Here is a 25,391-nt window from a genome sequence, read left to right on the forward strand (position 1 = left end):
CAGAATCCGTGCCATGGCCACCCACGAATCCCGCCTGGCGAACCTCGCCCGCCGCCACCTGCCGCCCGACGTGGCCGAGCGGTGGACCTCCCTCATCCGTCCCGGCGTCCGACTGCGCGTCCGGGACGGCGGCCGGCGCGTCGGGTACCTCGGCGGCGTGCCGTTCCTGCCCGCCGACGTGGCCTGGCCGGAGTGGGAGGGCGAGGGCTCGCTGAACTTCGTGGCGTCGATCGATTGCGGCCGACTGCCCGCGAACAGCCTGGACATCGCGTTGCCGGACAGCGGCACGCTGCTGTTCTTCTACTACGACCCCGAGTCCGCCTACCTCGACGGCACCGAGTACCACCCGACGGTCGGCTCCTGGGAACCCGCGTCCCAAGCGGGCGCACGGGTCCTGTACGTGCCCCCCGGCGTGCCGACCGAAGAACGCGACACCCCGCTCGACATCGAGCCGTACGACTACGCGCCCCTGGTCGCGACCCCGATCGCCACCGGCCCGGACTGGTACCACCCGGAGTTCCGCGCGCGGTGCCGCGACTTGTCCGAGGACGACCTCGACTTCCTCGACGACCACGGCAACGGGGACGACTTCGCTCGCGCGTTGAGCGCCGTGCGGTCCCACCCGTCGCACCAGCTGGGCGGACACGCGCACCCGATCCAGAGCGCGGTCGAACTGGAGGCCGCCCAAAGCGTGCTGGGTCCGGGCGCGGAGTGGGAGAGCGTGGCGGAGGAGGCGCGGCGGTGGACATTGCTCGCCCAGATCGACAGCGACCGCGAAGCCGGTATGCGCTGGGGTGACCTCGGCACCCTGTACTGGCTCATCCGACCGGAAGACCTCGCGGCCCGCGACTTCGGGGCCTCGGCGTTCACCTGGCAGTGCACCTGACCAGAGCTTCGAGCAGGTCGGCGGCGTGGTCGGGGCCCGGCAGGGCGGCCATTTCGGCGCGCAGGCGCTCGGCCGACCGGCGGTATCCCGGGTCTGCGAGCACCTCCGAGACCGTGGCCCGCACCTCGGCCGGGGTCACCGTGACGGGGTCCAGCGTGCGACCGACGCCCAGGGCTTCGCAGCGGTCGGCGTTCATCGGTTGGTCGGCTCCCATCGGGGTCAGGACCATCGGTTTGCCGTGCGCCAGCGCTCCGATCACCGTTCCCGAACCGCCGTGCGACACGACCAGGGTGCAGTCCGCCAGTACCTCCTCCTGCGGCACGTACCGGGCGATCCGGACGTGCTCGGGTTGCGGCCCGAACTCGGCGGGGTCGATGTGCCGTCCCACGGTCATGAGGACGCGGACGGGCAGGTCGCGCAGGCCGGCGAGCACCCGTTCGAACAGGTCGCCGGACTCCAGTGCGAACTCCGTGCCCAGGGTGAAGTAGACGAGCGGGCTGCCTGACGACAGCGCGGCGGGCATCGGTGGGCGGAAGGCGTGTTCGGTGCCGAACCGCCAGGCGTCGGGTGCGCGGAAGGACGGTGGGAACGGCGAGAGTCGCAGGTGGCGGCCGAGCATGGTCAACTCCGGGTCCTCGGGCAGGCCGCACTCGGCGCGGATCTCGTGCAGCGGTTCGCCCACGACGTCCGGCCGGATCTGCACGCCCGTCGCCGTCACCAGCACGCTCGCGTGCGGCAACCCGGCCTCCTCCGCGACGAGCATCGAGGCGAAGTCGAACTCGTCGCACACGACCAGGTCCGGCCGCCACTCCGACACCAGCGCACGCACCAGCGGCAACCGCGCCCGCGTCCCGAGCCGCGTGAAGCCCTCCCGCACCTCCTCCTCGGACCGCTGGATGTCGGGCACGAGCAGCGGTCCCCTGGTCGCGGGCGCGGGGGACGGCGAAGAACCCAGTTGGTGGAAGGGGAATCCCGCGGTCTCGACCAGGCCGCGCAACGATCCGGATGTCGCCCAGAGCACCTCGTGCCCCCGATCGGCGACGGCCCGGGAAACGGGCAGCAGCGGGTTGAGGTGGCCAGGACCGCCGATGCAGGTGAACAGCACGCGCATGACGTCAGCCTTCCACCCCGCCACCCACTCCGGATGTAGTACTTTGTGTGCAGTGGTGTGGAGGGAGTGCCGATGGTGCGACGCAACCCCGAGCGGCGGGCGGCGTTGCTCGACGCCGCGATCGAGGTCCTGGCCCGGGAAGGCGCGCGCGGGCTGACGTTCCGGGCGGTCGACCAGCAGGCGGAGGTGCCGGCGGGGACGGCGTCCAACTACTTCGCCAACCGGGACGACCTCCTCAAGCAGGCCGGCGAGCGCGTGTACGAGCGGCTGGTGGACGAAGACGTCCTCGCGGGCGGGATGGCGGGCCCGCACGACCGCGCCCGCGTCACCGAGCTGATGCACGAGCTGGTGGACCGCGTGGCCGCGTTCCCCACCGGGTTCCTCGCGCTGCTCGAACTGCGCCTGGAAGCCACCCGCCGCCCGGAGCTCCGCGAAGTCCTGACCAGCCGCATCCGCGCGGACGTGGAGTTCAACGTGGACTACCACGGCAAGACCGGGCTGCCCGGCGACGGCACGATGGTCGTCCTGCTGTGGCTGGCGCTCAACTGGCTGATCATGGAACGCCTGCTGCTGCCCGACCTGTTCACCGAACAACAGCGCAGCGACCTCGTCACGGCCCTGGTGGAACGGCTGCTGGACGGGCAACCCGACGAGCCGGTGCACCCCTTCGAGCGGTGAGGCGAGAGGTCGCCCGTTCAGGGGTTGTGCCCGGTATGCCCCTCCGCGACGATCACGCGCGTCGAAGCGGTGGAGGGGATGGCATGGAGCAGGCTAGCTGGGTCCCGGCGTCGGTGGACCTGGACCGCCCGAGCGCGGCCCGGATGTACGACTACTTCCTGGGCGGGTCGCACAACTTCGCGGTGGACCGCGAGGCCGCGCAGTCGGTGGAGCGGATCTACCCCGGCATGGCCGGCGCCGCCCGCGCCAACCGGTCGTTCCTGCGCCGCGCCGTGCGGTTCCTGGTGGAGCAGGGCGTGGACCAGTTCCTCGACCTCGGCTCCGGCATCCCCACCGTGGGGAACGTGCACGAGATCGCCCAGCAGGCCAACCCGGCGGCCCGCGTGCTCTACGTCGACGTCGAACCGGTCGCGGTCGCGCACAGCACGGCCCTGCTGGCGGGCAACCCGGGCGCGACGGCCGTGCAGTCCGACCTGCGCGACGTGGACGCGGTCCTCAAGGCCGCCCGGGACGTGCTGGACTTCGAGCGGCCCATCGCGGTGCTGATGGTCGCCGTGCTGCACTTCGTGCCGGACTCGGACGAGCCGGGCGCGGCCGTGGCCCGCTACCGCGACGCCCTGCCGGCCGGCAGCTGGCTGGCCCTGTCGCACGGCAGCCTGGAGGGCGTCCCCCGCGACGGGCTCCAGGACACCGAGCGCATCAAGGCGATCTACCGCCGCACCGACAGCCCGCTGGCGTTGCGCTCGCACGAGGAGATCGCCGCGTTCTTCACCGGGTTCGACGTGGTGGAGCCGGGTGTGGTGGCGCTGCCGGAGTGGCGGCCGGACTCCGACGACGCCTTCATCAGCGCGTACGTCGGCGTGGGCCGCAAGCCTATTCCGGGGGCGTGAGGCGCAGGTCCGGGTCCACCGGCGGTTCGCCGTCGAACGGACCCGGCGGCAGCCCCGCCAAGCCCTCCAGGGTGAGGACGACGTCGGGGCCGTGCGGGTCGGTGCCCGCCGGCGGCGTCTCGAACCACTCGTGCAGGTCCGGCGGGATCGGGTAGTCGTCGGCGAGGTCTTCGTAGAGGTCGGCGCGCTGCTTGGCCTGCGCGGCGAGCTGCTGGTACTCGCGCATGGCCAGCCGCATCCGGATCCAGCGGTAGCGGTCGGTCTTCTCGGCGTCGTCGGCGGTGAACCGGTCGCGCAGCAGCGCGCCCGCGCGTCGGCCGCGTTCGGCGAGGGTCAGGATCGTCTCGGGCGTCATGAACAGGTTCGTGCCGCCTTCGCCCTCGGCCAGGCGGATGTGCGCGATGCGGCCCCGGTAGCCGGGCAGCGCGGACTGCATGGTGTCGCGCCAGTCCAGCATGGTGTCCAGGATCGCGGTGGCGAACTGGAGCGGGCGGGTGACGTCCCGGTAGGGGGTGCCGGTGGTGGACGCGTCCTGTTCGGGCAGCCACACGGGGTCGGTGCCGTCCCGGAACGGGCCGAGGGTCAGGCCGAAGGTGGGCCAGCGCGGCAGCAGGCTGTCGAAGAAGTGGATGGGGAAGTTGCTGGTGATGCCGCCGTCCGAGAACCAGTGCACGCGCGGTTCCGGTTCGGCGCGGCACAGCGGGACGGCGGCGATCAGTCCGGGCATCGGCATGCTCATCCGCACGGCCAGCGCCACCGGGAGGTCCCGGGGGAGGGTGCGCAGGGTTTCGTCCTTGTGCAACGGGCAGGCGTGCGGGGTTCCCGTGCCGTCGAGGGCGTCGGTGATCCGTTGCGGCACAACGGCGTTCAGGCACCGGGTGCAGTAGAGCCAGGCGGCGGCGGGTTCGGTGAAGGGCAGGCGGTAGGGGCGGCCTTCGGACAGGTCGGTCGTCATCAGCACGAGGGTCGTGGTGAGGTCCGAGAACCGCAGGTTCTGCTTGCCGGACAGGTCGTCCAGGCGGTCGGCGAACCAGTCGCTCATCGGCGGCACGCCCGTCGAGCGCGGGACGCCGCAGCGCCGGTCCCAGAAGTTCGCGGTGAACTCGCCCGTGCCCGGGACGAGTCCGAAGTGGATGGTCTGCGCCTTGTCGGCCAGGAACCGCCGGGCGCCCAGGAAGTAGGTCACGCCCACCGCGCTGACGAAGGCGAAGCCGAGCACCATCCACCAGGCGGTCGCGGTGGCGGCGGAGGCCAGGCTGGGAGCGGTCCAGCGGGTGGCGAGGTAGACGGGGAGGAGCGGCAACCCGAGCAGGACCGCCGTGCCCAGTCGTCTGATCCACGCGGTCTTGCGCGTTCGACGCCGAGGCCGGACGCGGACCAGGACGCTCGGGACCACGACCAGCACGGTGACGATGACCGCGACCAGCACCCAGGTCGGCGTGCCACCCCAGTCCAGGCTCAGGAACCACGCCACCGGCCCGACGAGCCAGAGCGCGAGCGCCAGTCCGAGGGCGAGCTTGGCGCGGAAGCCGATGGCCCCGAGGAGGGCGAGGACGAGGCACGTCGTGGCGCTGCGGCCGGTGGTGTCGCGGGACTGCATGGAGGCGGCGACGATCCGGTAGAGCTTGCGGGTGTGCTCGCTGGGCTGGAAGAGCTGCGCCAGCCGCCAGTCCGGCCCGGCGAACCAGCGGATCACGTCCTCGAGCTTGTCGAACCCGCCTTCGTCGCGCCCCTTCTCGGCGGCAGCGGTGAAGGCGGCGGCGATGGCCCCGGCGGACGCACCCCCCAACGACCGGAACCGGTAGTGCCGCGCCAGCTCGACAACGGCCCACGGGTACACGACCCCGCTGGCCGCCCCACCCCGCATGGTGACGTCGCAGTACCGGTTGAACTCCTCGCGGTCATCGGTCATCCCGACCTCCTCGGTGCGCGCTCAATGATCGCGCCAACGGCCGGGACCCGTCGCTAGACCAACCGGCTCGTGTCACAAGTCCTTCAGCAGCCCGTGGTCGCGGGCGATCGCCTCGACCTCGGACGGCGTGCCGGACATGATGGTGCGCACGTGGTCGGTCACCAGCGTGATCGGCCAGTCCCACCACGCGGCGCGCAGCAGGCGGTCCACGTCGGCGGTGGGGTAGCGCTGTTTCACGGGCTTCGCCGGGTTGCCGCCGACCACCGTGTAAGGCGGCACGTCGGCTGTCACCACCGAGCCGGACGCGATGATCGCCCCGTCGCCGATGCGCACGCCCGGCATGACGAGGGTGTTGTAGCCGAACCACACGTCGTTGCCGACCACGGTGTCCCCGCGCGAGGTCATGCCCGTCACCAGGTCCAGCGTGTCGGTCTGCCACCGACCGCCGAACATGGTGAACGGGAACGTCGAGACGCCCGTGGTCAGGTGGTTGCCGCCGGCCATGATGAAACGGGTCCCGGTCGCCAGGGCGCAGAACTTCCCGATCACCAGCCGCTCGGTCCCGTACGCGTACAGCACGTTCCGCGTCTGGAACTCCGCCGCGTGCTCCGGGTCGTCGTAGTAGGTGTACTCGCCCACCTCGATGGTCGGCGCGTCGACCAGCGGCTTGAGCAGCACGACCCGGGGGTGGGCGGGCATCGGGTGGACGGTGGTCGGGTCGGGGATGAACGTCAAAGCGACTCCTAATCGCAACTCGGGTTGCGTTAAGCATGCCGCAGGCTGCCGGCAAATGCAACACCAGTTGCGTTTAGGATGGCGGGGTGACCAGACCAGGGGGACGTTCCGCCCGCGTCCGCGAAGCCGTCCTCGCCGCGACCTACGCCGAGCTGGTCGAGCACGGCTACCTCGGCCTGACGGTGGAGAACGTCGCCACCCGCGCCGGCGTGCACAAGACCACCGTCTACCGCCGCTGGGCCACGATCGACGTCCTCATCGCCGACGCCCTCGACCAGGCCCGCGGCACCGACTGGCCGGTCCCCGACACCGGCACCCTCGAAGGCGACCTGATCGCCATCGCCGACGAGGTCGTCCAAGCCTTCACCGACCCCGCCCAACGGGCCGTGCCCGAGGCGATCGTCACCGCCGCCCTGCACTCCGAACGCGCCCGCGAGGCCAAAAGGGACTTCTACACCGCCCGCCACACCCAGGCCGCCGAGGTCGTGACCCGCGCCATCGCACGCGGAGAAGTGCCCGAGGACACCGACCCCGTCGAGCTCGTCCGCCTGACCTGCGCCCCGCTGTACTACCGGATCTTCATCACCGGCGAACCCCTGGACCACGACACCGCCCGCCGATCGGCCCGCGCGGCACTGGCCGCCGCACGGGCCGGAGCTGTCTAGAACTCGTACCAGCGCAGGACCTCCGGGTCGAGCACGCGGGTGGCGAGCCCGAGCCGCTTCGCCGTCTCCGCCAGTTCCGCCGCGGCCGCCGGGTTGCCGCGCGGCGGCAGGGCGGGGTCGTCGAGCTGGGTCACCATGTCGTCGTGGTGGCTGGGCACGACCACCCGCGGTCGGGTCGCGCGCAACGCACGGGCCGTGTAGTCGAAGACGTTGGCGTGCCCGCTCATCGCCAGCACGAGCACGTCCGGCCGCAGCCCCGCCACCTCGCGCTCCACGAAGTTCGCCGCACCGGACAGGAACAGCACCGAGAAACCGCCGACGTCCACCAGGTACGCCAGGGTCCCGCCCTCGACCAGGTCCGAAATGGTCTCCGGGCGCTGGGGGACGCCGGTCAGGGTGCCGGGCGCGAAGGTGCTGTAGTCCTTGAAGACCGAGTGCAGGCTGCGGAACACCTGCACGGTGAAGCCGTGGAAGTCCAGGTGCTCCCCGCCGCCGGCCAGCGTCACGTTCGCCTTGGGAACGCCCTGTGCCAGCAGGAGGTTCCGGTGCGTCTCGCTCCCGATCACGCGGGAACCGTGCTTTTGCACCAGGTACGGCGCCTCCAACATGTGGTCGTAGTGCCCGTGCGTCACCAGCACCAGCTCGGGCTTTTCGGCGAGGTGCCGGTCCACCAGGTCCGTCCGCACGCGCAGCGGGTGGTTCTCGATGAACTTCCCCGCCTGGTCGAACACCGGCAGCCGGGTCAGGTACGGGTCGATCACCACGCGCCGGCCGGCGAAGGTCAGCTCCCACCCGGCGACGCCCAGCCAGCGCATCCGCACCCCGCTGCGCCCTTCGGCGAACTCCGGCACCGCTGACGCCTGGACGGCCGATGCCGGCATCGCGGACCCCGCCAGCGCCGAGCCCGCCAGCGCCGCCGCCGACCCGACCAAGACCTGTCGTCTGTTCAAGCACATGACCCCAGGACAGCAGCGCACCGCCGCACGTGTCCAAGTCCAATATCGCGCGGGCAGCGATATGCGAACCGCTATCATCGCTGCTCGTGGACCTGCTGCGGTACCTCCGGTACTTCCTCGTGGTCGCCGAGGAGCTGCACTTCGGGCGTGCCGCCGTCCGCCTGCACATGTCCCAGCCGCCGTTGTCGCAGAGCATCCAGCGGCTGGAACGCGAGCTCGGCGTCCGCCTGTTCGACCGGGACGCCCGACGCGTCGCCCTCACCGACGCCGGGCGCCAGTTGCTGCCCGAGGCGCGGGACGTGCTGGCCGGCGAGGACCGGTTGCGCGGGCTGGCCGAGCGGTTCCGGCGGGGTGAGGCGGGGGTGTTGCGCGCGGGCGTGCCGCCGGACCTCGGTGGTCGGGCGGTCGCCGCGTTGCTGCCCGCGTTCCGCGAGCGCAGCCCGGTCGAGTTGAAGCTGCGCGAGATCGGCACCGCCGAGCAGCTCCGCGCCCTGGCGGACCGCACCTTGGACGTGGGCGTGCTGCGGCTGCCGTTCGACGTGTCCTGGCTGAGCCTGGGCGAGGTGCTGACCAGCCCGTTGGGCGTGCTGCTGCGCCCGGACCACCCGCTGGCCGCCGCGCCCGACGTGCGGCTGGCCGACCTGAACGGACTCGGTCTCGTCCTGTTCCCGCGTGCCGCCGCGCCCGCGTTGCACGACGAAGTCCTCACCACCTGCGCCCGGCACGGGTACACGCCGACCGAGGTGCACCAAGCGGGAACCGCCGAGTTCGCGCTGGGCCTGGTGCTCGCGGGCGGCGCGGTGGCGTTGCACGACGGCGTGTCGCCGCCCGCCGATGTGGCCTGGCGACCCCTGCGCGGCACACCGCTGCTGTGGCGGACCGCGCCCGCATGGCCGCGCGGCAGGCACACCCCGGCGGTCACCGCGTTCGCCGACGCCGTCGCGGAAGTCCTGGTGGCGCGGGGCATGCGTCCCGCCGAGGGCACCCTCCCGCGCTACCCGCGCCCGGCCGCGGAGTACCTGTCGTGAGCGCCGCCCGCATCCGTGCCGCGTTCGCCGACGCCGGGGTCACCGGCCGGCTGCACGCCGTCGACCTCGCCGACCCGACCCGTCAGGTGGCCGTGGGCGCGGACGAACCCGTGGTGCTGGCGAGCGTCTTCAAGCTGCCGTTGCTGGTGGCCCTGTACCGCAGCGGCATCGACCTCACCCGGCGCGTCACCCTCGACCCGGGCGACCGCAGCACCGGCCCGACCGGCATCGGCGGACTGCTCGACCCGGTCACGATGTCGTTGCGCGACCTGGCTTTCCTGGCGATCACGGTGTCCGACAACGCCGCCGCCGACGCGCTCGTGGACGTCGTCGGCCTGGACGAGGTCAACCGCGTGCTCCGCGACCTGGGCCTGACCAGGACCGCGGTCGTCCACCGCGCCCGGGACTTCATGCGCTCCCTGGCCGAGGACGCCGCGCCCGCCGAACTCCCCGCCGCGCTCACCGACCCGGTCGTGCTGTCCCGCCTGCGCGCCCTCGACCCGACCCGCACCAACCGCGGCACGGCCCGCGAGATGACGAGCCTGCTCACCCACGTCTTCGCGGAGGACGTCTACGAGCCGATCCGCCGCGCCATGAGCCTCCAGGTGTGGCCGCACCGCCTCGCGTCCGGCTTCCCGTTCGACGACGTACGGGTCGCGGGCAAGACCGGCACCCTGCCGACCGTGCGCAACGAGGTCGGCGTGGTCTCCTACCCGGACGGCGGCCGGTACGCGGTGGCGGTGTTCACGCGCAGCGCGAGCACGGCCTTCACCCTGCCCGCGGCGGACGCGGTCATCGGCACGGCGGCCCGTCTGGCGGTGGAGCACCTGCGCTGACCACCAGCACCCCGGCGTCGGCCGCCTCCCCGCCCCGCAACAACGCGAACCGCCGCCGCCGACCGTCCACAGTGGCCTGCACCGGCGCGAACTCCCGCACCGCCCGGCACTCCCACCACGCGGCCAGCTCCGTCCGCCGCTCTTCCAGCTCCCGCAGCAGCTCCCGGCCCCGCGGGTCGTCGGGCGTCCGGTCGGCGTGGGCCCGCACCTGGCGGAACGCGTTCTGCGCCAACGGTTCCCAGTCCGGCACCCGTGCCCGCCACGCCGGATGGGTGAACCCCAGCACCAGGTTCCGGTCGGGCAGCCCCAACTCGACGAACCCGGCGTTGGCCGCCACCACGTCGAACCACCGGTCCACCACCGCCGCCGGCGCACCGAGCCCGTCCACGACCGGTCGCAACGCCTCCAGGTCCGCGACGCTCTGCGCGGGCCGCAACCCGGCCAACGCCAGCACGTGCCGGTGGGCGTCCGCGTCGAGCCGCAACGCCCGCGCGACCGCGTCCAACACCTGCCGGGACGTGTCCACCCGCCCCTGTTCGAGCCAGGTGTACCAGGCCACCCCGACCCCGGACAGCGCCGCGACCTCCTCCCGCCGCAACCCCGGCGTCCGCCGCCGCCCGGCCCCGACCAGCCCCACGTCCGCCGGGCTCACCAACGCCCGGTGCGCCCGCAGGAACCGCCCCAACTCCCGTCTGGTCGACATGACCCCAACCTATTACCGCCACTAACAGCACAAACGCCCGTCTCGCCCCTTGGTCGCGGGCCGACGACCCTGACGTCCATGACTTTGTGGCGCCGCGACCCCGACTCCTCGACCCGCACGGCCCCTCGCGTCTACATCCGCGCCTTCGTCCCGCCGGGCGGCCTAGCGGACGCGATCGGCTTCTACGAACGCCTCCAGGACGTGGAGGTGGACTTGCGCTTCGACTACCCGGAGAAGGGCTTGTCCCTGGCCACGGTGGGTGCGTTCCTGCTGATCGAGGGCGACGCCGAGACCACGACCCCGTATCGCGCCACTCACGGCACCCTCCTGGTGAACGACGTGACCACCTACCTCACCCGCCTTGAAGCCGAGGGCGCAACCATCACCGACCCGCCGGTGGACGTCCCCACCGGCGTCGGCTTCACCGCCCGCCACCCCGACGGCACAGTGGTCGAATACGTCCACCACCGCCCACAACCGCACGAGCGCTACGAGAAGTCGTAGACCGTCACGGCGATGCCCCGGCCGGTGAGCGCGTCGACCACCAGCGGTTCGACGCGTTCCCACCGGCCGCCCGCCAACCCGGCGCCGATGCGGGGCATGTGGACGCTCGCACCCAGCCGCTCGGCGTGGCCGGCCAGCTCGCGCAGGCACTCCTGGAGGGCGTCGTAGCGGATCGGCGGGCCGGAGCTGCGGCTGGTCTTCGTGCCGTGTTGGCCGATCATGTTGGCGACCCACGTGTCCGGCTTGACCTGCACCACCTGGACCGCGCCCAGCCCGAAGTCGTTGCGGGCGCGCTCGCGGTGCCAGCGGCGGTAGGCGGCCTCCGGCTCCGGCCACCGCCGCGACACCGCCAGGACGAACCCCTTGCCCCACCCGCCGCGGTCGTTGCACACGTGCGCGATCAGCTTGGGGCCCTTGGCCTGCGGGCTGGTCGCGTCTCCGGCCAGGTAGAGGATCTCCGCCATGCCGGGGACGCTACCCACGACCACCGACAGTCAGATCGAGTCCAGGAACTCGTCGATCTCCGCCAACGCCCGGTTGCGCACGGGTTCCGCCGACAGGAACAGGTCGTGCAGGCCGTTCTCCACCTGCACCACCGTCACCCGACGCCCGATCTTCGGTGCCCACCGCTGCATGTGCTCGACGTCCAGCACGGTGTCCGCGCCCATCGCCTCCGGTGTCCACGACCGCGCGTGCAGGTGGCTGCGCGCCGACCGCAGCACGAGCACGGGCACGGACACGTCCAAGCCCCGGTGCACCAGCGCATGACCGCGGCGGATCGCGCGCAGCCAGCCCGCCAGGACCGGGAACGCCTCGATCGGCTTCCACGTCGTGTCGAAGTCCCACTCGCCGTGGTGGTCGGAGTGGATGCTCTGGCCGTACACCGGCCCCAAGCCCTTCTTCAGCACCAGCTTCGGCGCGATCCGCCCGACACCGCGGATCAATGCCGTACCGACCGTCCGCGTGATCCACGGTTCGGCCAGGTCGAGCCACGGGCTGTTGAGCACCAGCGCGTCGAACAGCCCGTCCGACCGCCGCTCGTGCGCCCACAGCGACGTGATCAGCCCGCCCGTGGAGTGCCCCATCACGACCAGGTGCTGGTGCCCGTCCTCCTCGCGGACCACGCGCACCGCCGCGTCGACCTCCTCGAAGTGCTCCGCGAGGTCGGTCACGAAGTTCGCCGTCTGGCCCGCCTTCAGCGAACGGCCGTACGCGCGCAGGTCCAGCGCGTAGAAGTCGAAGCCGCGCGCGGTGAAGTGCTCGGCCACGTGCTTCTGGAAGAAGTAGTCCGCGAAGCCGTGCACGTACAGCACCGCGCCGCGGGTCGCCGGCTGGGCTCTGCGGCGGACCAGGGTCGCGCTGAGGTCCCCGCCGCCCAGGGGCAGCGTCCGGGTCTCGTAGTCGGTGCCGAGCACGTCTGCGGTCATCGCGTCAGTGTGCATCGGGATTCACCGTTTCGGGGAGATGACGCCGGCCACCCGTGGCAGTGTGGAGGGCATGAGCGAGGAGATCGAGCGGTCGAGTTCGCGCGTGCGGTTCCCCGGCATCAGCCCGCGGGCCTACGAGCACCCGGCCGACCGGGGGGCGTTGGCGGTCTTGCGCGCGGTGCCGGGCATCGGGCCGGTGTTGCAGGCGGTGGCGGGGGCGTTCACCGAGCGCGGTGAGCGGCTGTTGTACGTGGCGTCGGCGATCCGGGTCGGGCCGCGCCAGTACCCGATGATCGACGGGCTGCGGAAGGAAGCCGCGGCGGCGCTGGACCTCGACCCGGTGCCGGAGGTCTTCATCGAGCGCAACCCCGACCCGCAGGCCCTGACGCTGGGCATCGACAAGCCGTTCATCGTGCTCACCACGGGCCTGGTCGAGCTGCTGGACACCGAGGGCCTGCGGTTCGCGATCGGTCACGAGATGGGGCACGTCCTGTCCGGCCACGCCCTGTACCGCACGATCCTGTTCCGGCTCATGCAGCTGCAGAACAGCCTCGGCTGGATGCCCGCCGGCTACTGGGCGGTCCGCGCGGTGATCGCCGCGCTCACCGAGTGGTACCGCAAGACCGAGCTGAGCTGCGACCGCGCCGGCCTGCTGGTCGGCCAGGACCCGGCCGCCGCGCTGCGCGTGCACGTGGCGATGGCGGGCGGCATGGACGTGTCGCAGGTGGACACGGCCGAGTTCCTCAAGCAGGCCAAGGAGTACGAGCAGGTCGAGGACGTGCGCGACAGCGTCCTCAAGCTCGCCAACACCTGGCGGCGGACCCACCCGATGGCCGTCGTGCGCGCGGCCGAGCTCCAGCGGTGGGCGGCGGGCGAGGAGTACCGCGGCATCCTCACCGGCACCTACCCGCGCCGCGAGGACGACCGCCCGACGTCGTCGTTCACCGAGGACATCAAGAACGCGGCCCGCTCCTACAAGGAGTCCGCCGCCCGCTCGGAGGACCCGCTGGTCAAGGTGCTCAACGAGGTCGGCGACGTGCTCGTCGGCGCGGCGGGCAAGGTCCGGTCGAAGTTCGGCGGCAACGGCGAGTAGCTAACTCGAACGTGTGACAACCGCGCCACTCCGCCGATTGGCGTAGCGTGGACGCCCGTTCTCACTAGCCTCTGCGGGAGATCTCTCGATCAGAGGAGGCCTTGTGCGACTGGGCGTGCTGGTTGCGGTGTTGGCGGTGCTCTTCGGCGGGACGGCGGCGGCCGACCCCAGAGTCGTGGGCGGGGACCGGGTGAGCATCGCCGACCACCCGTGGGTCGTGTACATCACGGACGCGAGCGGCAACCAGTTCTGCGGCGGCACCCTCGTCGCACCGACCAAGGTCGTCACGGCGGGCCACTGCGCGGTCGGCCGCACCGCCCGGTCGACCCGCGTGGTGGTGGGGCGCGAGGACAAGCAGAGCACCAAGGGCAAGGTCGTGCGCCTGTCGGGCATCTGGGTCCACCCGGACTACACCAGCGCCGACCAGGGCTCCGACGTGGCCGTCCTGACCCTGCGCGAGGCGGTGACCGCGCGCCCGGCGCAGCTGGTCCAGGGCGAGTCGCTGTACGCGCCCGGCACCAAGGCGTTCGCGCTGGGCTGGGGCCGGACCAGCGAGCAGGCGCCCGCGTCCCGCTACCTGATGGGCGTGACCCTGCCGGTGGTCTCCGACGACGACTGCGAGCAGTCCTACTCGCTGTTCAAGGCCGAGTCGATGGTCTGCGCCGGCTACCGCGAGGGCGGCAAGGACACCTGCCAGGGCGACTCCGGCGGCCCGCTGGTCGTCGGCGACACCCTCATCGGCGTCACGTCCTGGGGCGAGGGCTGCGCCCGGCCGGACAAGTACGGCGTGTACTCCCGGGTCGGGGCCTATCGGGACGTCCTGCTCCAGCAGATCGCGAGCACCACGACCGGGTGATTCGAGTGGCGGAGGTCGGGGCGACTCACTTCAGTGCTGGTCATGAGGACTTTCCTGGCTGTGCTGCTGGCACTGGTGACCCTCGCCCCGTCCGCCGCCGCGACCGAGGACCCGAAGATCGTCGGCGGTACAGTCGTGGAGGACGTCGCCGACTACCCGTTCGTCGTGGCCCTCTTGACCGCGGAGGGCAGGCAGTTCTGCGGCGGCGCGCTGACCAAGCCGAACCAGGTGATGACGGCGGCCCATTGCATGGTGGGCTTGAAGCCGGAGGACATCCGCGTCGTGGCCGGGCGCCTGGACCTCACCACGGGCGAGGGCGTGGTGTCGAAGGTGACGACGATCCGGGTGCACCCGGACTACGAGGCCGCGGAGAAGGGCGACGACATCGCCTGGCTCACCACGGAGACGACGTTCCCGAGCCGGTACCAGCCCATCGAGCTGCCCGAACCGGCGGACGTCCTGTACCGGCCCGGCACCGTCGGCACGGTGCTCGGCTGGGGCCGCACGACCGAGGGTGGTCAGACCAGTGACGTGCTGCGCGAGGTCGACGTGCCGGTCTTGTCCAACAAGGACTGCCACGAGGCCTACGACCAGTACAACAAGATCGCGATGTTCTGCGCGGGCTTCCCGGAGGGCGGCAAGGACGCGTGTCAGGGCGACTCGGGCGGCCCGTTCGTGGTGAACGGCAAGCTGGCCGGGATCGTTTCGTGGGGCGAGGGGTGTGCGCGTCCGGGCAAGCCCGGCATGTACACGCGCGTCAAGCACTACGTGACTGATTAGCTTCGAGAGGTTCTAGAGCTTCGCTGCGCTCTCAAGCGATGCGCTGGCGCGCTTTCAAGATGAAAAGCGGCGCTCGCCGCGCGGCAGGCCGCCAGCGGGGGGTGAAGGGCGTCGGTTCCCCCGCCGCATGGCCTGGCGGAGCCAACCACACTTCGGGCCGGGTGCCGCTAAAAATCTTGCTCGTTCCTCACAAGATTTTCGGCTGCACCCGACCCGAAGTGCGGTAGCCCTTCGGGCAGGCCATACGGCGGGGGAACCGAGGCCCTCCACCTGTGGTTGGGACCACGACACCCGCGCGCTGCGCGCGTAGTTAGACGACTAGGCCGACCGACATGGTGAAGAACACTGCGGCGCACACGGCGTCGAGGGCGGTTGTGACGCTTGGGCGGCCTAGGCGGGTGGCCATGCGGCCTGCGGCTAGGACGATGAACAGTTCCCACAGGGCCGCTGCGGCGAGGAACACCACGGCCAGCATTCCCAGCTGTGCCGTGGGGGTCCCGGTGCCGATGAACTGCGGCAGGAACGCGAGCGAGAACAGCAGCATCTTCGGGTTGGTGATGTTGGTCAGGAAGCCCTGCCGGAACGGTCGGACCGATGCCACCTCGCCGCTGTCGCCGACCGATGCCCGCCGGATCAGGCCGCGCGCGATGGTCACCGCCAGGTACAGCAGGTACGCCGCGCCGATCCAGCGCAGGCCCGTCAGCACCGGCGGGTACTTCGCGATCACCACGCCCAGGCCCGAGATCACCAGCAACACCTGCACGGCGGCGGCGGTGTGGATGCCGGCCAGGGCCCACAGGCCCGCTCGGGTGCCGGCGCGCATCGATGTCCGGAGCAGGAGGAAGGCGTCCACGCCTGGCGGCAGCACGACCACCGCGCACGCGATCAGGAACGTCGGCAGCTGGGTGAAGTCCAGGTGCATGTGTCTCCCCTCCCTCGGAGTTGACCGGATAGATGCGCGTGATCTGCCTCACTCGCCGTGAAATCTTCGGTCCTACCGCATCCTAACAACAGATTTTCCGGATTTGATACCACGCGTACGTCCCCGCTACTGTCAGTGCCCATTCGGCCACCTGTCGTAGAGGGGTGCTCCATGCGCATCAGCGCGCTGGTCCTCGCCGTGCTCGTCCTCGCCGCCACGCCGGCTGCCGCTGTCGTGGGTGGGCGGGAGGCTGCCGACCAGCCGTGGGTGGTGGCGCTCTACGACGCGAACGGCAACTTCTACTGCGGTGGGGCGTTGATCGCGGCCGACAAGGTGCTGACCGCCGCGCACTGCACGGTGGAGCGGACGGCGTTCGGCACTCACGAGCGGCGGGCCGGGGACATCCGGGTCGTGGCCGGGCGGAGGGACCTCGGACGCAAGGACGGGCGCGAGGCGCGGGTGTCGATCGTGTGGCGGCACCCGGACTTCCGCAGTGCGGCGCAAGGGGACGACATCGCCACGTTGACGTTGGTGGAGAAGTTGCCCTACCGGCCGGTGCCGTTGGGGGAGGCCGGGCCGGGGGACGTGGGGACCGTGTTGGGGTGGGGGCGTACCGCCGAACTCGCGCCGCCGAGTCCGACGCTGCGCGAAGTGGACCTGCCGGTGCTGGACGACCAGGCGTGCGGGCGGGTGTTGGAGGGGTTCCGGCCCGACGCGATGTTGTGCGCGGGCTACCCGGACGGCGGCCGGGACGCCTGCGAGGGTGACTCCGGTGGCCCGTTGACCGTGCGCGGCGCGCTGGTCGGGATCGTGTCCTACGGCAAGGGGTGTGCGCGGGCCGGGTTGCCCGGGGCCTACACGAGGGTGAGCCGGTACCGCGACCGCATCTGAGACTGTGGTACCAATCCGAGGTGCGTTCGCAACCCTTCCCGGCCACGCTGCGCCGCAAGTGGTCCGCCGACCTGAGCGCGGCGGAGCTCTACCAGCTGCTCAAGCTGCGCAACGAGGTGTTCGTGGTCGAGCAGAACTGCGTCTACGCCGACCTCGACGGCCGTGACCTCGAACCCACGACCCGGCACTTCTGGCTGGAGACCGACGGCACGACCCAGGCCTACCTGCGGCTGCTGGAGGAACCCGACGGCACCTACCGCATCGGCCGCGTCTGCACGGCCCGTGCCGCACGCGGTCTCGGGTTCAGCCGCCGGCTGGTGGAAGCCGCGCTGGTCGAGGTCGGGCGCACCGAGTGCGTGCTGGACGCCCAGACCTACGTCGCCGACTTCTACGCCTCGTTCGGCTTCCGGCCCGAGGGCGCGGAGTTCATCGAGGACGGGATACCGCACCTGCGGATGCGCCGGTCTCGCTGATCACCCGCACCGCGCGCTCCACGTCGGCCTCGGTCAGGTCGGCGCGGGCGGTCAGCCGGAGGCGGGAGATCTGGTCGGGCACCGAGGGCGGGCGGAAGCAGCCGACCTGGACGCCCTGCGCCCGGCACGCCTCGGCCCACGCCACGGCGGCCTCCGGCGACGGGGCCTGGACGGACACCACGGCGGCGGTCGGGTTGCTGACCCGGAAACCCTTCTCCTTCAAGCGGAACGCCAGGTCCTGGGCCACGTCGAGGGCGCGGGTGGGTCGGTCGGGCTCCTCGCGGAGCACCTTCAGCGCGGCCAGTGCGGCGGCGGCGCTGCTGGGGGCCAGGCCGGTGTCGAAGATGAACGTGCGCGCGGTGTCCACCAGGTGCTTGATCACCCGGCTCGGGCCCAGGACCGCGCCGCCCATCGCGCCCAGCGACTTCGACAGCGTCACCGTCGTCACCACATCGGGTGCTTTCGCCAGGCCCGCCGCGTGCACCGCGCCGCGGCCGCCCTCGCCCACCACGCCCAGGCCGTGGGCGTCGTCCACGACCAGCGCCGACCCGTGCTCCCGGCAGGTGGCGGCGAGTTCGGCGAGCGGGGCCAGGTCGCCGTCCACGGAGAACACCGAGTCCGTCACCACGAGAGCGCGTCGCTTGCCGCGGGTGGCCAGGGCGTGGGCGACCTTCGGCACGTCGCAGTGGCCCGCGACGACCACGTCCGCCTTGGACAGCCGGGTGCCGTCGATCAGCGAGGCGTGGATGTGCTGGTCGGCGACGATGGCCGTGCCGGGGCCGGACAGGGCGGTGAGCACGCCCAGGTTGGCCGCGTAGCCGGAGGAGAACACCAGCGCGGACTGGGTGCCGCAGAAGTTGGCGAGCTCGTACTCCAGTTCGGTGTGCAGGTCGGTGGAGCCGGTGACCAGGCGGGACCCGGTCGATCCCGCGCCCCAGCGCAGCGAGGCCGCCGCCGCCGCGCCCGCGACCCGCTTGTCCCGGGCCAGGCCCAGGTAGTCGTTGGACGCGAGGTCGAGGTCGGTCGAGTCGGCCGGCCGCGGGCGGACCCGGCGGGCCAGGCCCGCCTTCGCGCGCGCCTCCGCGCGCGTGTCGATCCAGTCGAACACGGACTCCGGCGCGGACACCCCTGTGCTGACACTCACGCCGGCAGTGTCGCATCCGGCGGTTACCGTCCCCGCGTGGACCTCTTCCAGCTCGGGCGGGACGACCTGCGGTCGCTGCGCGTGGACGCACCGGTCCACCGCGACGAGCGGACCGGGTTGTGGCTGGTCAGCCGGTACGCCGACGTCAAGGCGGTGCTGGCGGACCCGAAGACCTTCCACCCCGACAACGCCCTGACCGCCGTGACCCCGATCCCGTCGCCGGTCCTGCGCACGCTGGCCCGCGCGGGCTTCTCACTGCCGCCGACCCTGGCCAACAACGGCACCGACACCCACACGGGTTTGCGTCGGCTGGTCGCGGCTTTCCTCACCCCGTCGAGGGTCGCTCGGATGCGTCCTCGGATCGCGGAGCTGGCGCGCGAACGTTTGCGCGGGTTGAGCGGTGTCGTCGATCTCCACCCGGCGTTGGCGCGGGACCTGCCGGCGGTGGTGTTGCTGGAGGTCATGGGCATCCGGGACGTGGACGTCGACAAGCTCAAGGCGTGGAGCACGGCGTCGCTGGAGCTGTTCTGGGGTGACGTGACCGTCGAGCGCCAGCACGAGCTGGCCGGGCCCGCCGCCGAGTTCCACCAGTGGCTGACCGCGCGGATCAAGGCCGCCGACCCGGCCGGGGACGACCTGTTCGCCGCGCTGCGCCGGGAGGACGTGCCGGTCCGGGACGCCGCCGGCCTGTGCTACTTCCTGCTGATCGCGGGCCAGGAGACCACGACGCAGCTGCTGTGCGCGGTGTTCGACGCCGTGCTGCGGCACCGCGACCTGTGGTCCCGGCTGGGGGAACCCGGCATGGCCGAGCGGTGCGTGGAGGAGGTGTTGCGCCGCGACCCGCCGGTCAACACGTGGCGGCGGGTGGCGGCGCGGGACGTGACGATCTCCGGGGTGGCCGTGCCGAAGGGCGCGCAGCTCCTGCTGATGCTCGCGGGCACCGGGTCCGACCCGGAGGTGTTCGACGAGCCGGAACGGCTGTGCCCGATGCGGCCCAACGCCCGCAAGCACCTCGCGTTCGGGTTCGGCCGGCACTTCTGCCTCGGCGCGGGCCTGGCCCGGCTGGAGGCGGAAGTGGTGCTGCGGGAGACGTTCGACCGGTTCCCGAACCTCCGCCTGGCCTCCGACGAGCCGCCGCCCATGCTGGGGCTGCTGTCGTTCCGCGCGCCGCTGAGCGTGCGGGTCGAGCTAGGGGACCAGGATGAGCTTTCCGCTGGTGGTGCGGGATTCCAGGGCCTCGTGGGCGCGGGCGGCCTCGGCCAGCGGTAGGGCGTCGCCGAGCGTCGTCTGCAGGTCCAGCTCGAAGACCTTTCGGGTGGTCTCGGGCGTGAGCGGGTTCCACAGGCCGATCACCGAGACGCCCCGGGCGAAGATGTCCGCCGGGGTGACGTCCAGCGGCTCACCACTGGCGAACCCGAACACGACCAGCCGGCCCTCGCCGTTGCGCAGGTGGTCGAAGGACCGCCGGGCGGTGGCCCCGCCGACCGACGAGAACACCACGTCCAGCTCGCCGGGGTCCCAGCCCTCGACGCTGTAGTCCACGGTCTCGTGCGCACCGAGGGCCTGGGCGTGCGCACGCTTCTCGGCGCTGCTCGCGGCGGCGACCACGGTGGCCCCGGCGCGTGCGGCGAGCTGGACCAGCAGGCTGCCGACCCCGCCGGCAGCGGCCTCCACCAGGACGCGGTCACCGGGCGCGACGCGGGCGCGTTCGACGGCGTGAAGAGCCGTGGTGCCCTGGAGGAACAGGGCGAGGGCCTCGTGGTCGCTGATGTGGTCGGGCACCTCCACGCCGTCCTTCACGACGGCCAGCTCGGCGTACCCGTCGCCGTTCGGGACGCCGATGAGCCGGCGGCCGTCCGCGGTGACGCCGACGACCTCGCTGCCGAGCTGCCCGGTCGGTTCCGCTGCCGCCGGGTACCAGGGGAACAGCCTGCGGCCCTTGCCCGAGCGGATGACCGTCTCGCCGAAGTTCACGCCGATCGCGGTGACCCGCAGCAGCTCTTCGCCGGGGCCGGGCACCGGGTCGGGCACCTCCACGACCTTCAGCACGTCGGCCGGGCCGAACTCGGTGAACCGCACTGCGCGCATCTGCACTCCTCTGGAAGCGGACCATCGGTCCGGTTTGCTGTCCGCTACGATACGGACTGTCGGTCCACTTCTGTCAACCCCGGAGGTGCGTGGTGCCCGAACGCCGAGACGCCGCCCGCAACCGGGCCGCGATCCTCGCCGCCGCGTCCCGGCTGATCGGGGAACGCGGGCTCGACGGGGTGAACATGGACGACGTGGCCGCGGCGGCGGGGGTCGGCAAGGGCACGGTGTTCCGGCGCTTCGGCGACCGGGAGGGGTTGGTCCAGGCCGTCGTGGCGGAGAGCGCGCAGGCGTGGCTGGCCGAGTCCGAGGTGCTGGTGACGTCCACCGACCGGCCGCCGGACGAGAGGGTGATCACGTTCGTGGGCACCCTGTTCGACCACGTGATGGCCAACCTGCCGGTGGTCCGGGCGCTGGAGGTGGTGTCGGCGCGGGGCAGTGGGTGCGATGCGAACCTCGACCTCACGCACTCGAGGTTGTCCGCGTTGATCGCGCAGGTCAGGCCCTATGAGGACGCCGATTTCCTGGCCCACGCCCTGCTGGCCAACCTGCGCGGCGAACACCTCCACCACCTGGTGCACCGGGTCGGTCTGCCGGTGCCGCAGGTGCGGGCCGGTGTGATCGCGCTCGCGCGGGCCGTGCTGACCGGGGACTTGGTCGGTGCCGGCCGGGATGCGACGATGCCTGCGCTGTAGGGGTGCGCGAGGAAGCCGGTGCGAATCCGGCACGGTCCCGCCACTGTGACCGGAGGGTGAATCCGGGAGTCAGGAACTCGGCCCCCGGACGACTCGACCGGACACGGGCGTGGACACCCGAGGAAGGACACCGCCGCATGGGCGCGCGTTTCCCCTTTTCCGCCGTCGTCGGCCACGACGACCTCCGCTTGGCCCTGCTGTTGAACGCCGTGCACCCCGGGATCGGCGGTGTGCTGGTGCGGGGTGAGAAGGGGACCGCGAAGTCGACCGTGGTCCGGGCGCTGGCGGCGCTGCTGCCGGAGCTGGACGTGGTCCCGGGCTGCCGCTTCGCCTGCGACCCGGCGGTGGAGATCGAGTGCCCCGATGGCCCGCACAACGCCGGTGTTCCCGAGCGGCGGCCGGCGCGGTTGGTCGAACTGCCGGTGGGCGCCACCGAGGACCGGTTGATCGGATCGCTGGACCTGGAGCGCGCGTTGACCGAGGGCGTGCGCGCCTACCAGCCCGGGTTGCTGGCCGCCGCGCACCGGGGCGTCCTCTACGTGGACGAGGTCAACCTCCTGCACGACCACCTGGTCGACCTCCTCCTCGACGCCGCCGCGATGGGTCGTGCGCACGTCGAGCGCGAAGGTGTCTCGGTGTCGCACGCGGCCTCGTTCCTGCTGGTCGGCACGATGAACCCCGAGGAAGGCGAGCTCCGGCCCCAGTTGCTGGACCGCTTCGGGCTGACCGTCTCCGTCAAGGCCGCTCGGGACGTGGCCACGCGCACCGAGGTCATCCGCCGCCGTCTCGCCTACGAGGCCGACCCGGCCGGGTTCGCCGCGCGGTGGGCCGAGCAGGACGCCGAGCTGGCCGCCCGGATCGTCGCCGCCCGGGACCGGCTGCCCGGGGTCGTGCTGCCCGACGCCGAGCTGCGGCGGATCGCGGCCGTGTGCGCGGCCTTCGAGGTGGACGGGATGCGGGCGGACCTGGTGGTCGCGCGCACGGCCGTTGCCCACGCCGCCTGGCGGGGTGCCGACGAGGTCGAGGAGGCCGACGTCGAGGCCGCCGTCCGGCTCGCGTTGCCGCACCGCAAGCGCCGCGACCCGTTCGACGAGCCCGGCCTGGAGGAACAGCAGCTCGAGGACGCCATGAAGCAGGGCGCCGAGCACGCGGCCGAACCGGAGCCCGAACCCGACCCCGATGGTCCGGACGGTGGCGGGTTGCCCGAGGGCGCTGACGACGGTCTGCCGCCCGAGTCGCCCGAGTCGCCGGAACGGTCCACCGCCGGCCAGGGCACCGGGTCCGAGCGCACGCACGCGCCGGCGCCGTCGTTCCGGACGCGGTTGTTGCAGGTCCCGGGCGTGGGCGAGGGTGCGCCGGGCAAGAGGTCGCGGGCGCGGGCGCGCACCGGGCGGGTCGTGCGGTCGTCCACTGTGGACGGCAGCGGGCTGCACCTGGTCGGCACGCTGGGCGCGGCGGCACCCCACCAGTCCGTGCGCGGGCGCAGCGGTCCCGGCCTGGTGCTGCGCGGCACCGACCTGCGGCTCTCGGTCCGGGAGGGCAAGGAGAGCAACCTCGTCCTGTTCGTGGTGGACGCGTCCGGCTCGATGGCCGCCCGGCAGCGCATGTCGGCGGTCAGCGGCGCGGTGATCTCCCTGCTGCGCGACGCCTACCAGCGGCGGGACAAGGTCGGCGTGATCACGTTCCGGGGCGGCAGCGCCGAGACCGCCCTCCCGCCGACGAACTCCGTGGACGCCGCCGCCGCTCGCCTGCGGCAGCTCCGCACGGGCGGCCGGACCCCGCTCGCGGACGGGCTCTTGAGGGCGCGGAAGGTGCTCCAGACCGAACGGGTCCGCGACCCGCGCCGCCGTCCGCTGCTGGTCCTGCTCACCGACGGCCGCGCCACCGCCACCGGCACCGGCGGCGACCCGATGCGCGACGCCCTGCGCGCGGCCGGACTGCTGGCCGCCGACGACGTGGCGGCCGTGGTGGTGGACTGCGAGTCCGGCCACCTCCGGCTCGGCCTCGCCGGCCGCGTCGCCGAAGCGCTGGACGCGGTGTGCCTGCGCCTCGAAGAACTGTCCGCCGACCAGGTCGCCGGCGTCGTGCGCGCCGCACGCGCCGCGTAAAGGAGCCCGCAGTGCCCCAGGGACAGCCGGCCGTCGTGCCCACAGACGGTCTCACCACCCGGCAGCGCCGCAACCGCCCGCTGCTGGTCCTCCACACGGGGGAGATGAAGGGCAAGTCCACCGCCGCCTTCGGCCTCGCGCTGCGCGGGTGGAACCAGGGCTGGTCGATCGGCGTCTTCCAGTTCGTGAAGTCGGCCAAGTGGAAGGTGGGCGAGGAGAACGCCTTCCGCGCGCTGGGTCGGTTGCACGAGCAGACCGGCGAGGGCGGGCCCGTCGAGTGGCACAAGATGGGCGAAGGCTGGTCGTGGTCGCGCAAGCAGGGCACCGAGGAGGACCACGCCGCCGCCGCCCGTGAGGGCTGGCAGGAGATCGCCCGGAGGCTCTCCGCCGAGCAGCACGGCCTCTACGTGCTCGACGAGTTCACCTACCCGCTGCACTGGGGCTGGATCGACGTGGACGAGGTCGTCACGGCGCTGCGCGAGCGGCCCGGCCACCAGCACGTCGTCATCACCGGCCGGTACGCGCCGCAGGCCCTGGTCGACGCCGCCGACCTGGTGGTGGAGATGACCAAGGTCAAGCACCCGATGGACGCGGGGCAGAAGGGCCAGAAGGGGATCGAGTGGTGAACCGCCTGGTGGTCGCCGCGCCCGCGTCGGGCAGCGGCAAGACCACCGTGGCCACCGGCCTGATGGCGGCGCTGCGCCGCGCGGGGGACCGGGTGGCCCCCTTCAAGGTCGGGCCGGACTACATCGACCCCGGCTACCACGGGCTGGCCACCGGCCGTTCCGGGCGCAACCTCGACCCGGTCATGGTGGGGGAGCACCGCGTGGCGGCGCTGTTCGCGCACGGGTCGCGCGGCTGCGACATCGCCGTGGTCGAGGGCGTGATGGGGTTGTTCGACGGGCGGGTGGACACCGAGGGCATCGGGTCCACCGCGCACGTGGCCAAGCTGCTGTCCGCGCCCGTGTTGTTCGTCGTGGACGCGCGCGGCCAGAGCCGCAGCCTGGCCGCCCTGCTGCACGGGTTCCGCGGGTACGACCCGACCGTGCGGCTGGGCGGCGTGGTGCTCAACCAGGTCGGGTCGGCGCGGCACGAGCAGGTGCTGCGCGGGGCGTGCGCGGAGGTCGGGCTGGAGGTGTTGGGGGTGCTGCCGCGCGACGACCGCTTCGTGCTGCCGTCCCGGCACTTGGGCCTGGTCACCGCCGCCGAGCACGGGTCCGCCGCGGTCGAGGCCGTGGACGCGGTGGCGGAGGCGGTCGCGGCGCACGTCGACCTGGACGCGGTGCGGCGGCTCGCGGCCGAGGTGCCGTCGATGGCGGTGCCCGCGTGGGACCCGGCCGAGGAGGTGACGGCGGTGTCGGGTGCGCCCGTCGTCGCGGTGGCGGGCGGTGCTGCGTTTACCTTCGGGTACGCCGAGCACGTGGAGCTGCTGCGGGCGGCGGGCGCGGACGTCGTGGTCGTGGACCCGTTGCGGGACGACGACCTGCCGGAGGGCACGGCCGGGTTGGTGCTGCCGGGTGGGTTCCCCGAGCAGCACGCGGCCGAGCTGTCGGCCAACACCGGGTTGCGGGCGGCGGTCGCGGCACTGGCGCGGTCGGGTGCGCCCGTGCACGCGGAGTGCGGCGGATTGCTGTACCTGGCGCGGTCGCTGGACGGGGTGCCGATGTGCGGGGTGCTCGACGCTGATGGCTCGATGACTCCACGGCTCACGTTGGGCTACCGGGACGCCGTTGCCCCCTATGACTCCGTGCTGGCTCGTGCGGGGACGCGGATCACCGGCCACGAGTTCCACCGGACTTCGATGAGTGCGCCGGCGGGGGCCAAACCGGCCTGGCAGTGGCGTGGGCATGATTTGAAGCCGGTGGCCGAGGGTTTCGTGGTCGGCGGGGTGCATGCGTCCTATCTGCACACCCACCCGGCGTCCGCTCCGGACGCGATCACCCGCTTTGTGCGGGCTTGTCACAGTGAGCAGGTCCGGGTCGAGGCCACTCGTTAGTGGATCGCCCGGGC

27 protein-coding genes and 1 riboswitch are annotated in these 25,391 nt (G+C 72.4%); of the genes, 17 read left to right on the forward strand and 10 right to left on the reverse strand.

Features of this window, described 5'->3' with window-relative positions:
* The first annotated feature begins 13 nt into the window (after window positions 1-13).
* Window positions 14-886, forward strand: a complete 873-nt coding sequence (locus DFJ66_RS31515) for a YwqG family protein (RefSeq protein WP_121226576.1) — start codon at window positions 14-16, stop codon at window positions 884-886.
* On the opposite strand, the gene DFJ66_RS31520 is transcribed toward DFJ66_RS31515, so the two are convergent.
* On the reverse strand, window positions 867-1,997 hold the full coding sequence (locus tag DFJ66_RS31520; protein ID WP_121226578.1) for a glycosyltransferase: 1,131 nt from the start codon (window positions 1,995-1,997) through the stop codon (window positions 867-869). The two genes, DFJ66_RS31515 and DFJ66_RS31520, sit on opposite strands and share 20 nt — an antisense overlap.
* Before the next feature lie 72 nt (window positions 1,998-2,069).
* Between DFJ66_RS31520 and DFJ66_RS31525 the strand changes: the two genes are divergently transcribed.
* The gene (locus DFJ66_RS31525) at window positions 2,070-2,675 is read left to right on the forward strand and encodes a TetR/AcrR family transcriptional regulator (RefSeq protein WP_121226580.1); all 606 of its coding nucleotides are present in this window, start codon (window positions 2,070-2,072) and stop codon (window positions 2,673-2,675) included.
* Between the two features lie 83 nt (window positions 2,676-2,758).
* Window positions 2,759-3,565 carry an SAM-dependent methyltransferase gene (locus DFJ66_RS31530; RefSeq protein ID WP_121226582.1) on the forward strand — a complete coding sequence of 269 codons (807 nt, stop codon included), beginning with the start codon at window positions 2,759-2,761 and terminating at the stop codon, window positions 3,563-3,565.
* Here the strand turns inward: DFJ66_RS31530 and DFJ66_RS31535 are convergent.
* Together DFJ66_RS31535 and DFJ66_RS31540 are read right to left on the reverse strand one after the other, a co-directional pair.
* Complete coding sequence (locus DFJ66_RS31535) at window positions 3,549-5,477, reverse strand: patatin-like phospholipase family protein (protein ID WP_211351384.1); 1,929 nt, start codon at window positions 5,475-5,477, stop codon at window positions 3,549-3,551. The two genes, DFJ66_RS31530 and DFJ66_RS31535, sit on opposite strands and share 17 nt — an antisense overlap.
* Window positions 5,478-5,549: 72 nt before the next feature.
* Complete coding sequence (locus tag DFJ66_RS31540; RefSeq protein ID WP_121232011.1) at window positions 5,550-6,176, reverse strand: CatB-related O-acetyltransferase; 627 nt, start codon at window positions 6,174-6,176, stop codon at window positions 5,550-5,552.
* A 122-nt stretch (window positions 6,177-6,298) separates the two neighbouring features.
* Here DFJ66_RS31540 and DFJ66_RS31545 point away from each other — a divergent pair, with 122 nt between their 5' ends.
* Complete coding sequence (locus tag DFJ66_RS31545) at window positions 6,299-6,877, forward strand: TetR/AcrR family transcriptional regulator (RefSeq protein ID WP_121226584.1); 579 nt, start codon at window positions 6,299-6,301, stop codon at window positions 6,875-6,877.
* Here DFJ66_RS31545 and DFJ66_RS31550 read toward each other — a convergent pair.
* Complete coding sequence (locus tag DFJ66_RS31550) at window positions 6,874-7,827, reverse strand: MBL fold metallo-hydrolase (protein WP_170199768.1); 954 nt, start codon at window positions 7,825-7,827, stop codon at window positions 6,874-6,876. The genes DFJ66_RS31545 and DFJ66_RS31550 overlap by 4 nt on opposite strands.
* 92 nt (window positions 7,828-7,919) lie before the next feature.
* Between DFJ66_RS31550 and DFJ66_RS31555 the strand changes: the two genes are divergently transcribed.
* Window positions 7,920-8,861, forward strand: a complete 942-nt coding sequence (locus DFJ66_RS31555; protein WP_121226588.1) for a LysR family transcriptional regulator — start codon at window positions 7,920-7,922, stop codon at window positions 8,859-8,861.
* Complete coding sequence (locus DFJ66_RS31560) at window positions 8,858-9,697, forward strand: serine hydrolase (protein ID WP_211351705.1); 840 nt, start codon at window positions 8,858-8,860, stop codon at window positions 9,695-9,697. The genes DFJ66_RS31555 and DFJ66_RS31560 overlap by 4 nt, the downstream gene beginning before the upstream one ends.
* Here the strand turns inward: DFJ66_RS31560 and DFJ66_RS43070 are convergent.
* On the reverse strand, window positions 9,654-10,400 hold the full coding sequence (locus DFJ66_RS43070; RefSeq protein WP_170199770.1) for a helix-turn-helix domain-containing protein: 747 nt from the start codon (window positions 10,398-10,400) through the stop codon (window positions 9,654-9,656). The two genes, DFJ66_RS31560 and DFJ66_RS43070, sit on opposite strands and share 44 nt — an antisense overlap.
* 78 nt (window positions 10,401-10,478) lie before the next feature.
* On the opposite strand from DFJ66_RS43070, the gene DFJ66_RS31570 reads away from it, so the two are divergent.
* Complete coding sequence (locus DFJ66_RS31570) at window positions 10,479-10,904, forward strand: VOC family protein (RefSeq protein WP_121226590.1); 426 nt, start codon at window positions 10,479-10,481, stop codon at window positions 10,902-10,904.
* Here the strand turns inward: DFJ66_RS31570 and DFJ66_RS31575 are convergent.
* Window positions 10,889-11,368 (reverse strand): macro domain-containing protein, encoded by a 480-nt coding sequence (locus DFJ66_RS31575; RefSeq protein WP_121232015.1) that lies wholly within the window; start codon window positions 11,366-11,368, stop codon window positions 10,889-10,891. The genes DFJ66_RS31570 and DFJ66_RS31575 overlap by 16 nt on opposite strands.
* 30 nt (window positions 11,369-11,398) lie before the next feature.
* Window positions 11,399-12,331: an alpha/beta hydrolase gene (locus tag DFJ66_RS31580; RefSeq protein WP_121232017.1), complete on the reverse strand. Its 933-nt coding sequence runs from the start codon at window positions 12,329-12,331 to the stop codon at window positions 11,399-11,401.
* Window positions 12,332-12,401: 70 nt separating this feature from the next.
* Between DFJ66_RS31580 and DFJ66_RS31585 the strand changes: the two genes are divergently transcribed.
* From DFJ66_RS31585 to DFJ66_RS31595, 3 genes are all read left to right on the forward strand, one after another.
* Window positions 12,402-13,424, forward strand: coding sequence for a M48 family metallopeptidase (locus DFJ66_RS31585; RefSeq protein WP_121226592.1), 1,023 nt, complete (start codon window positions 12,402-12,404; stop codon window positions 13,422-13,424).
* A gap of 103 nt (window positions 13,425-13,527) precedes the next feature.
* Window positions 13,528-14,280 carry a S1 family peptidase gene (locus tag DFJ66_RS31590; protein WP_121226594.1) on the forward strand — a complete coding sequence of 251 codons (753 nt, stop codon included), beginning with the start codon at window positions 13,528-13,530 and terminating at the stop codon, window positions 14,278-14,280.
* A gap of 42 nt (window positions 14,281-14,322) precedes the next feature.
* Complete coding sequence (locus DFJ66_RS31595) at window positions 14,323-15,060, forward strand: serine protease (protein ID WP_246029976.1); 738 nt, start codon at window positions 14,323-14,325, stop codon at window positions 15,058-15,060.
* Between the two features lie 310 nt (window positions 15,061-15,370).
* Here DFJ66_RS31595 and DFJ66_RS31600 read toward each other — a convergent pair whose 3' ends face one another.
* Window positions 15,371-15,982: a LysE family translocator gene (locus DFJ66_RS31600; RefSeq protein WP_121226596.1), complete on the reverse strand. Its 612-nt coding sequence runs from the start codon at window positions 15,980-15,982 to the stop codon at window positions 15,371-15,373.
* Window positions 15,983-16,153: 171 nt separating this feature from the next.
* On the opposite strand from DFJ66_RS31600, the gene DFJ66_RS31605 reads away from it, so the two are divergent.
* Entirely contained in the window at window positions 16,154-16,873 is a 720-nt protein-coding gene (locus DFJ66_RS31605) for a serine protease (RefSeq protein WP_121226598.1), read from the forward strand.
* Between the two features lie 20 nt (window positions 16,874-16,893).
* Entirely contained in the window at window positions 16,894-17,346 is a 453-nt protein-coding gene (locus tag DFJ66_RS31610) for a GNAT family N-acetyltransferase (protein ID WP_121226600.1), read from the forward strand.
* Here the strand turns inward: DFJ66_RS31610 and DFJ66_RS31615 are convergent.
* Entirely contained in the window at window positions 17,300-18,490 is a 1,191-nt protein-coding gene (locus tag DFJ66_RS31615; protein ID WP_170199772.1) for an 8-amino-7-oxononanoate synthase, read from the reverse strand. The genes DFJ66_RS31610 and DFJ66_RS31615 overlap by 47 nt on opposite strands.
* Before the next feature lie 36 nt (window positions 18,491-18,526).
* Between DFJ66_RS31615 and DFJ66_RS31620 the strand changes: the two genes are divergently transcribed.
* Window positions 18,527-19,759: a cytochrome P450 gene (locus tag DFJ66_RS31620; protein WP_211351386.1), complete on the forward strand. Its 1,233-nt coding sequence runs from the start codon at window positions 18,527-18,529 to the stop codon at window positions 19,757-19,759.
* Here DFJ66_RS31620 and DFJ66_RS31625 read toward each other — a convergent pair.
* On the reverse strand, window positions 19,679-20,578 hold the full coding sequence (locus tag DFJ66_RS31625) for a quinone oxidoreductase family protein (protein ID WP_121226603.1): 900 nt from the start codon (window positions 20,576-20,578) through the stop codon (window positions 19,679-19,681). The genes DFJ66_RS31620 and DFJ66_RS31625 overlap by 81 nt on opposite strands.
* Window positions 20,579-20,670: 92 nt before the next feature.
* Between DFJ66_RS31625 and DFJ66_RS43075 the strand changes: the two genes are divergently transcribed.
* From DFJ66_RS43075 to DFJ66_RS31645, 4 genes are all read left to right on the forward strand, one after another.
* Window positions 20,671-21,273, forward strand: coding sequence for a TetR/AcrR family transcriptional regulator (locus DFJ66_RS43075; RefSeq protein ID WP_170199774.1), 603 nt, complete (start codon window positions 20,671-20,673; stop codon window positions 21,271-21,273).
* Between the two features lie 8 nt (window positions 21,274-21,281).
* A riboswitch (cobalamin riboswitch) is annotated at window positions 21,282-21,352 on the forward strand.
* 58 nt (window positions 21,353-21,410) lie between these two features.
* The gene (locus DFJ66_RS31635; protein WP_121226605.1) at window positions 21,411-23,381 is read left to right on the forward strand and encodes a putative cobaltochelatase; all 1,971 of its coding nucleotides are present in this window, start codon (window positions 21,411-21,413) and stop codon (window positions 23,379-23,381) included.
* A gap of 11 nt (window positions 23,382-23,392) precedes the next feature.
* Window positions 23,393-24,007, forward strand: coding sequence for a cob(I)yrinic acid a,c-diamide adenosyltransferase (gene cobO, locus DFJ66_RS31640; protein ID WP_121226607.1), 615 nt, complete (start codon window positions 23,393-23,395; stop codon window positions 24,005-24,007).
* On the forward strand, window positions 24,001-25,377 hold the full coding sequence (locus tag DFJ66_RS31645; protein WP_246029977.1) for a cobyrinic acid a,c-diamide synthase CobB: 1,377 nt from the start codon (window positions 24,001-24,003) through the stop codon (window positions 25,375-25,377). The genes cobO and DFJ66_RS31645 overlap by 7 nt, the downstream gene beginning before the upstream one ends.
* Window positions 25,378-25,391: the final 14 nt, after the last annotated feature.

The sequence above is a fragment of the Saccharothrix variisporea genome (genome assembly GCF_003634995.1).
GTDB classification, from domain to species: domain Bacteria; phylum Actinomycetota; class Actinomycetes; order Mycobacteriales; family Pseudonocardiaceae; genus Actinosynnema; species Actinosynnema variisporeum.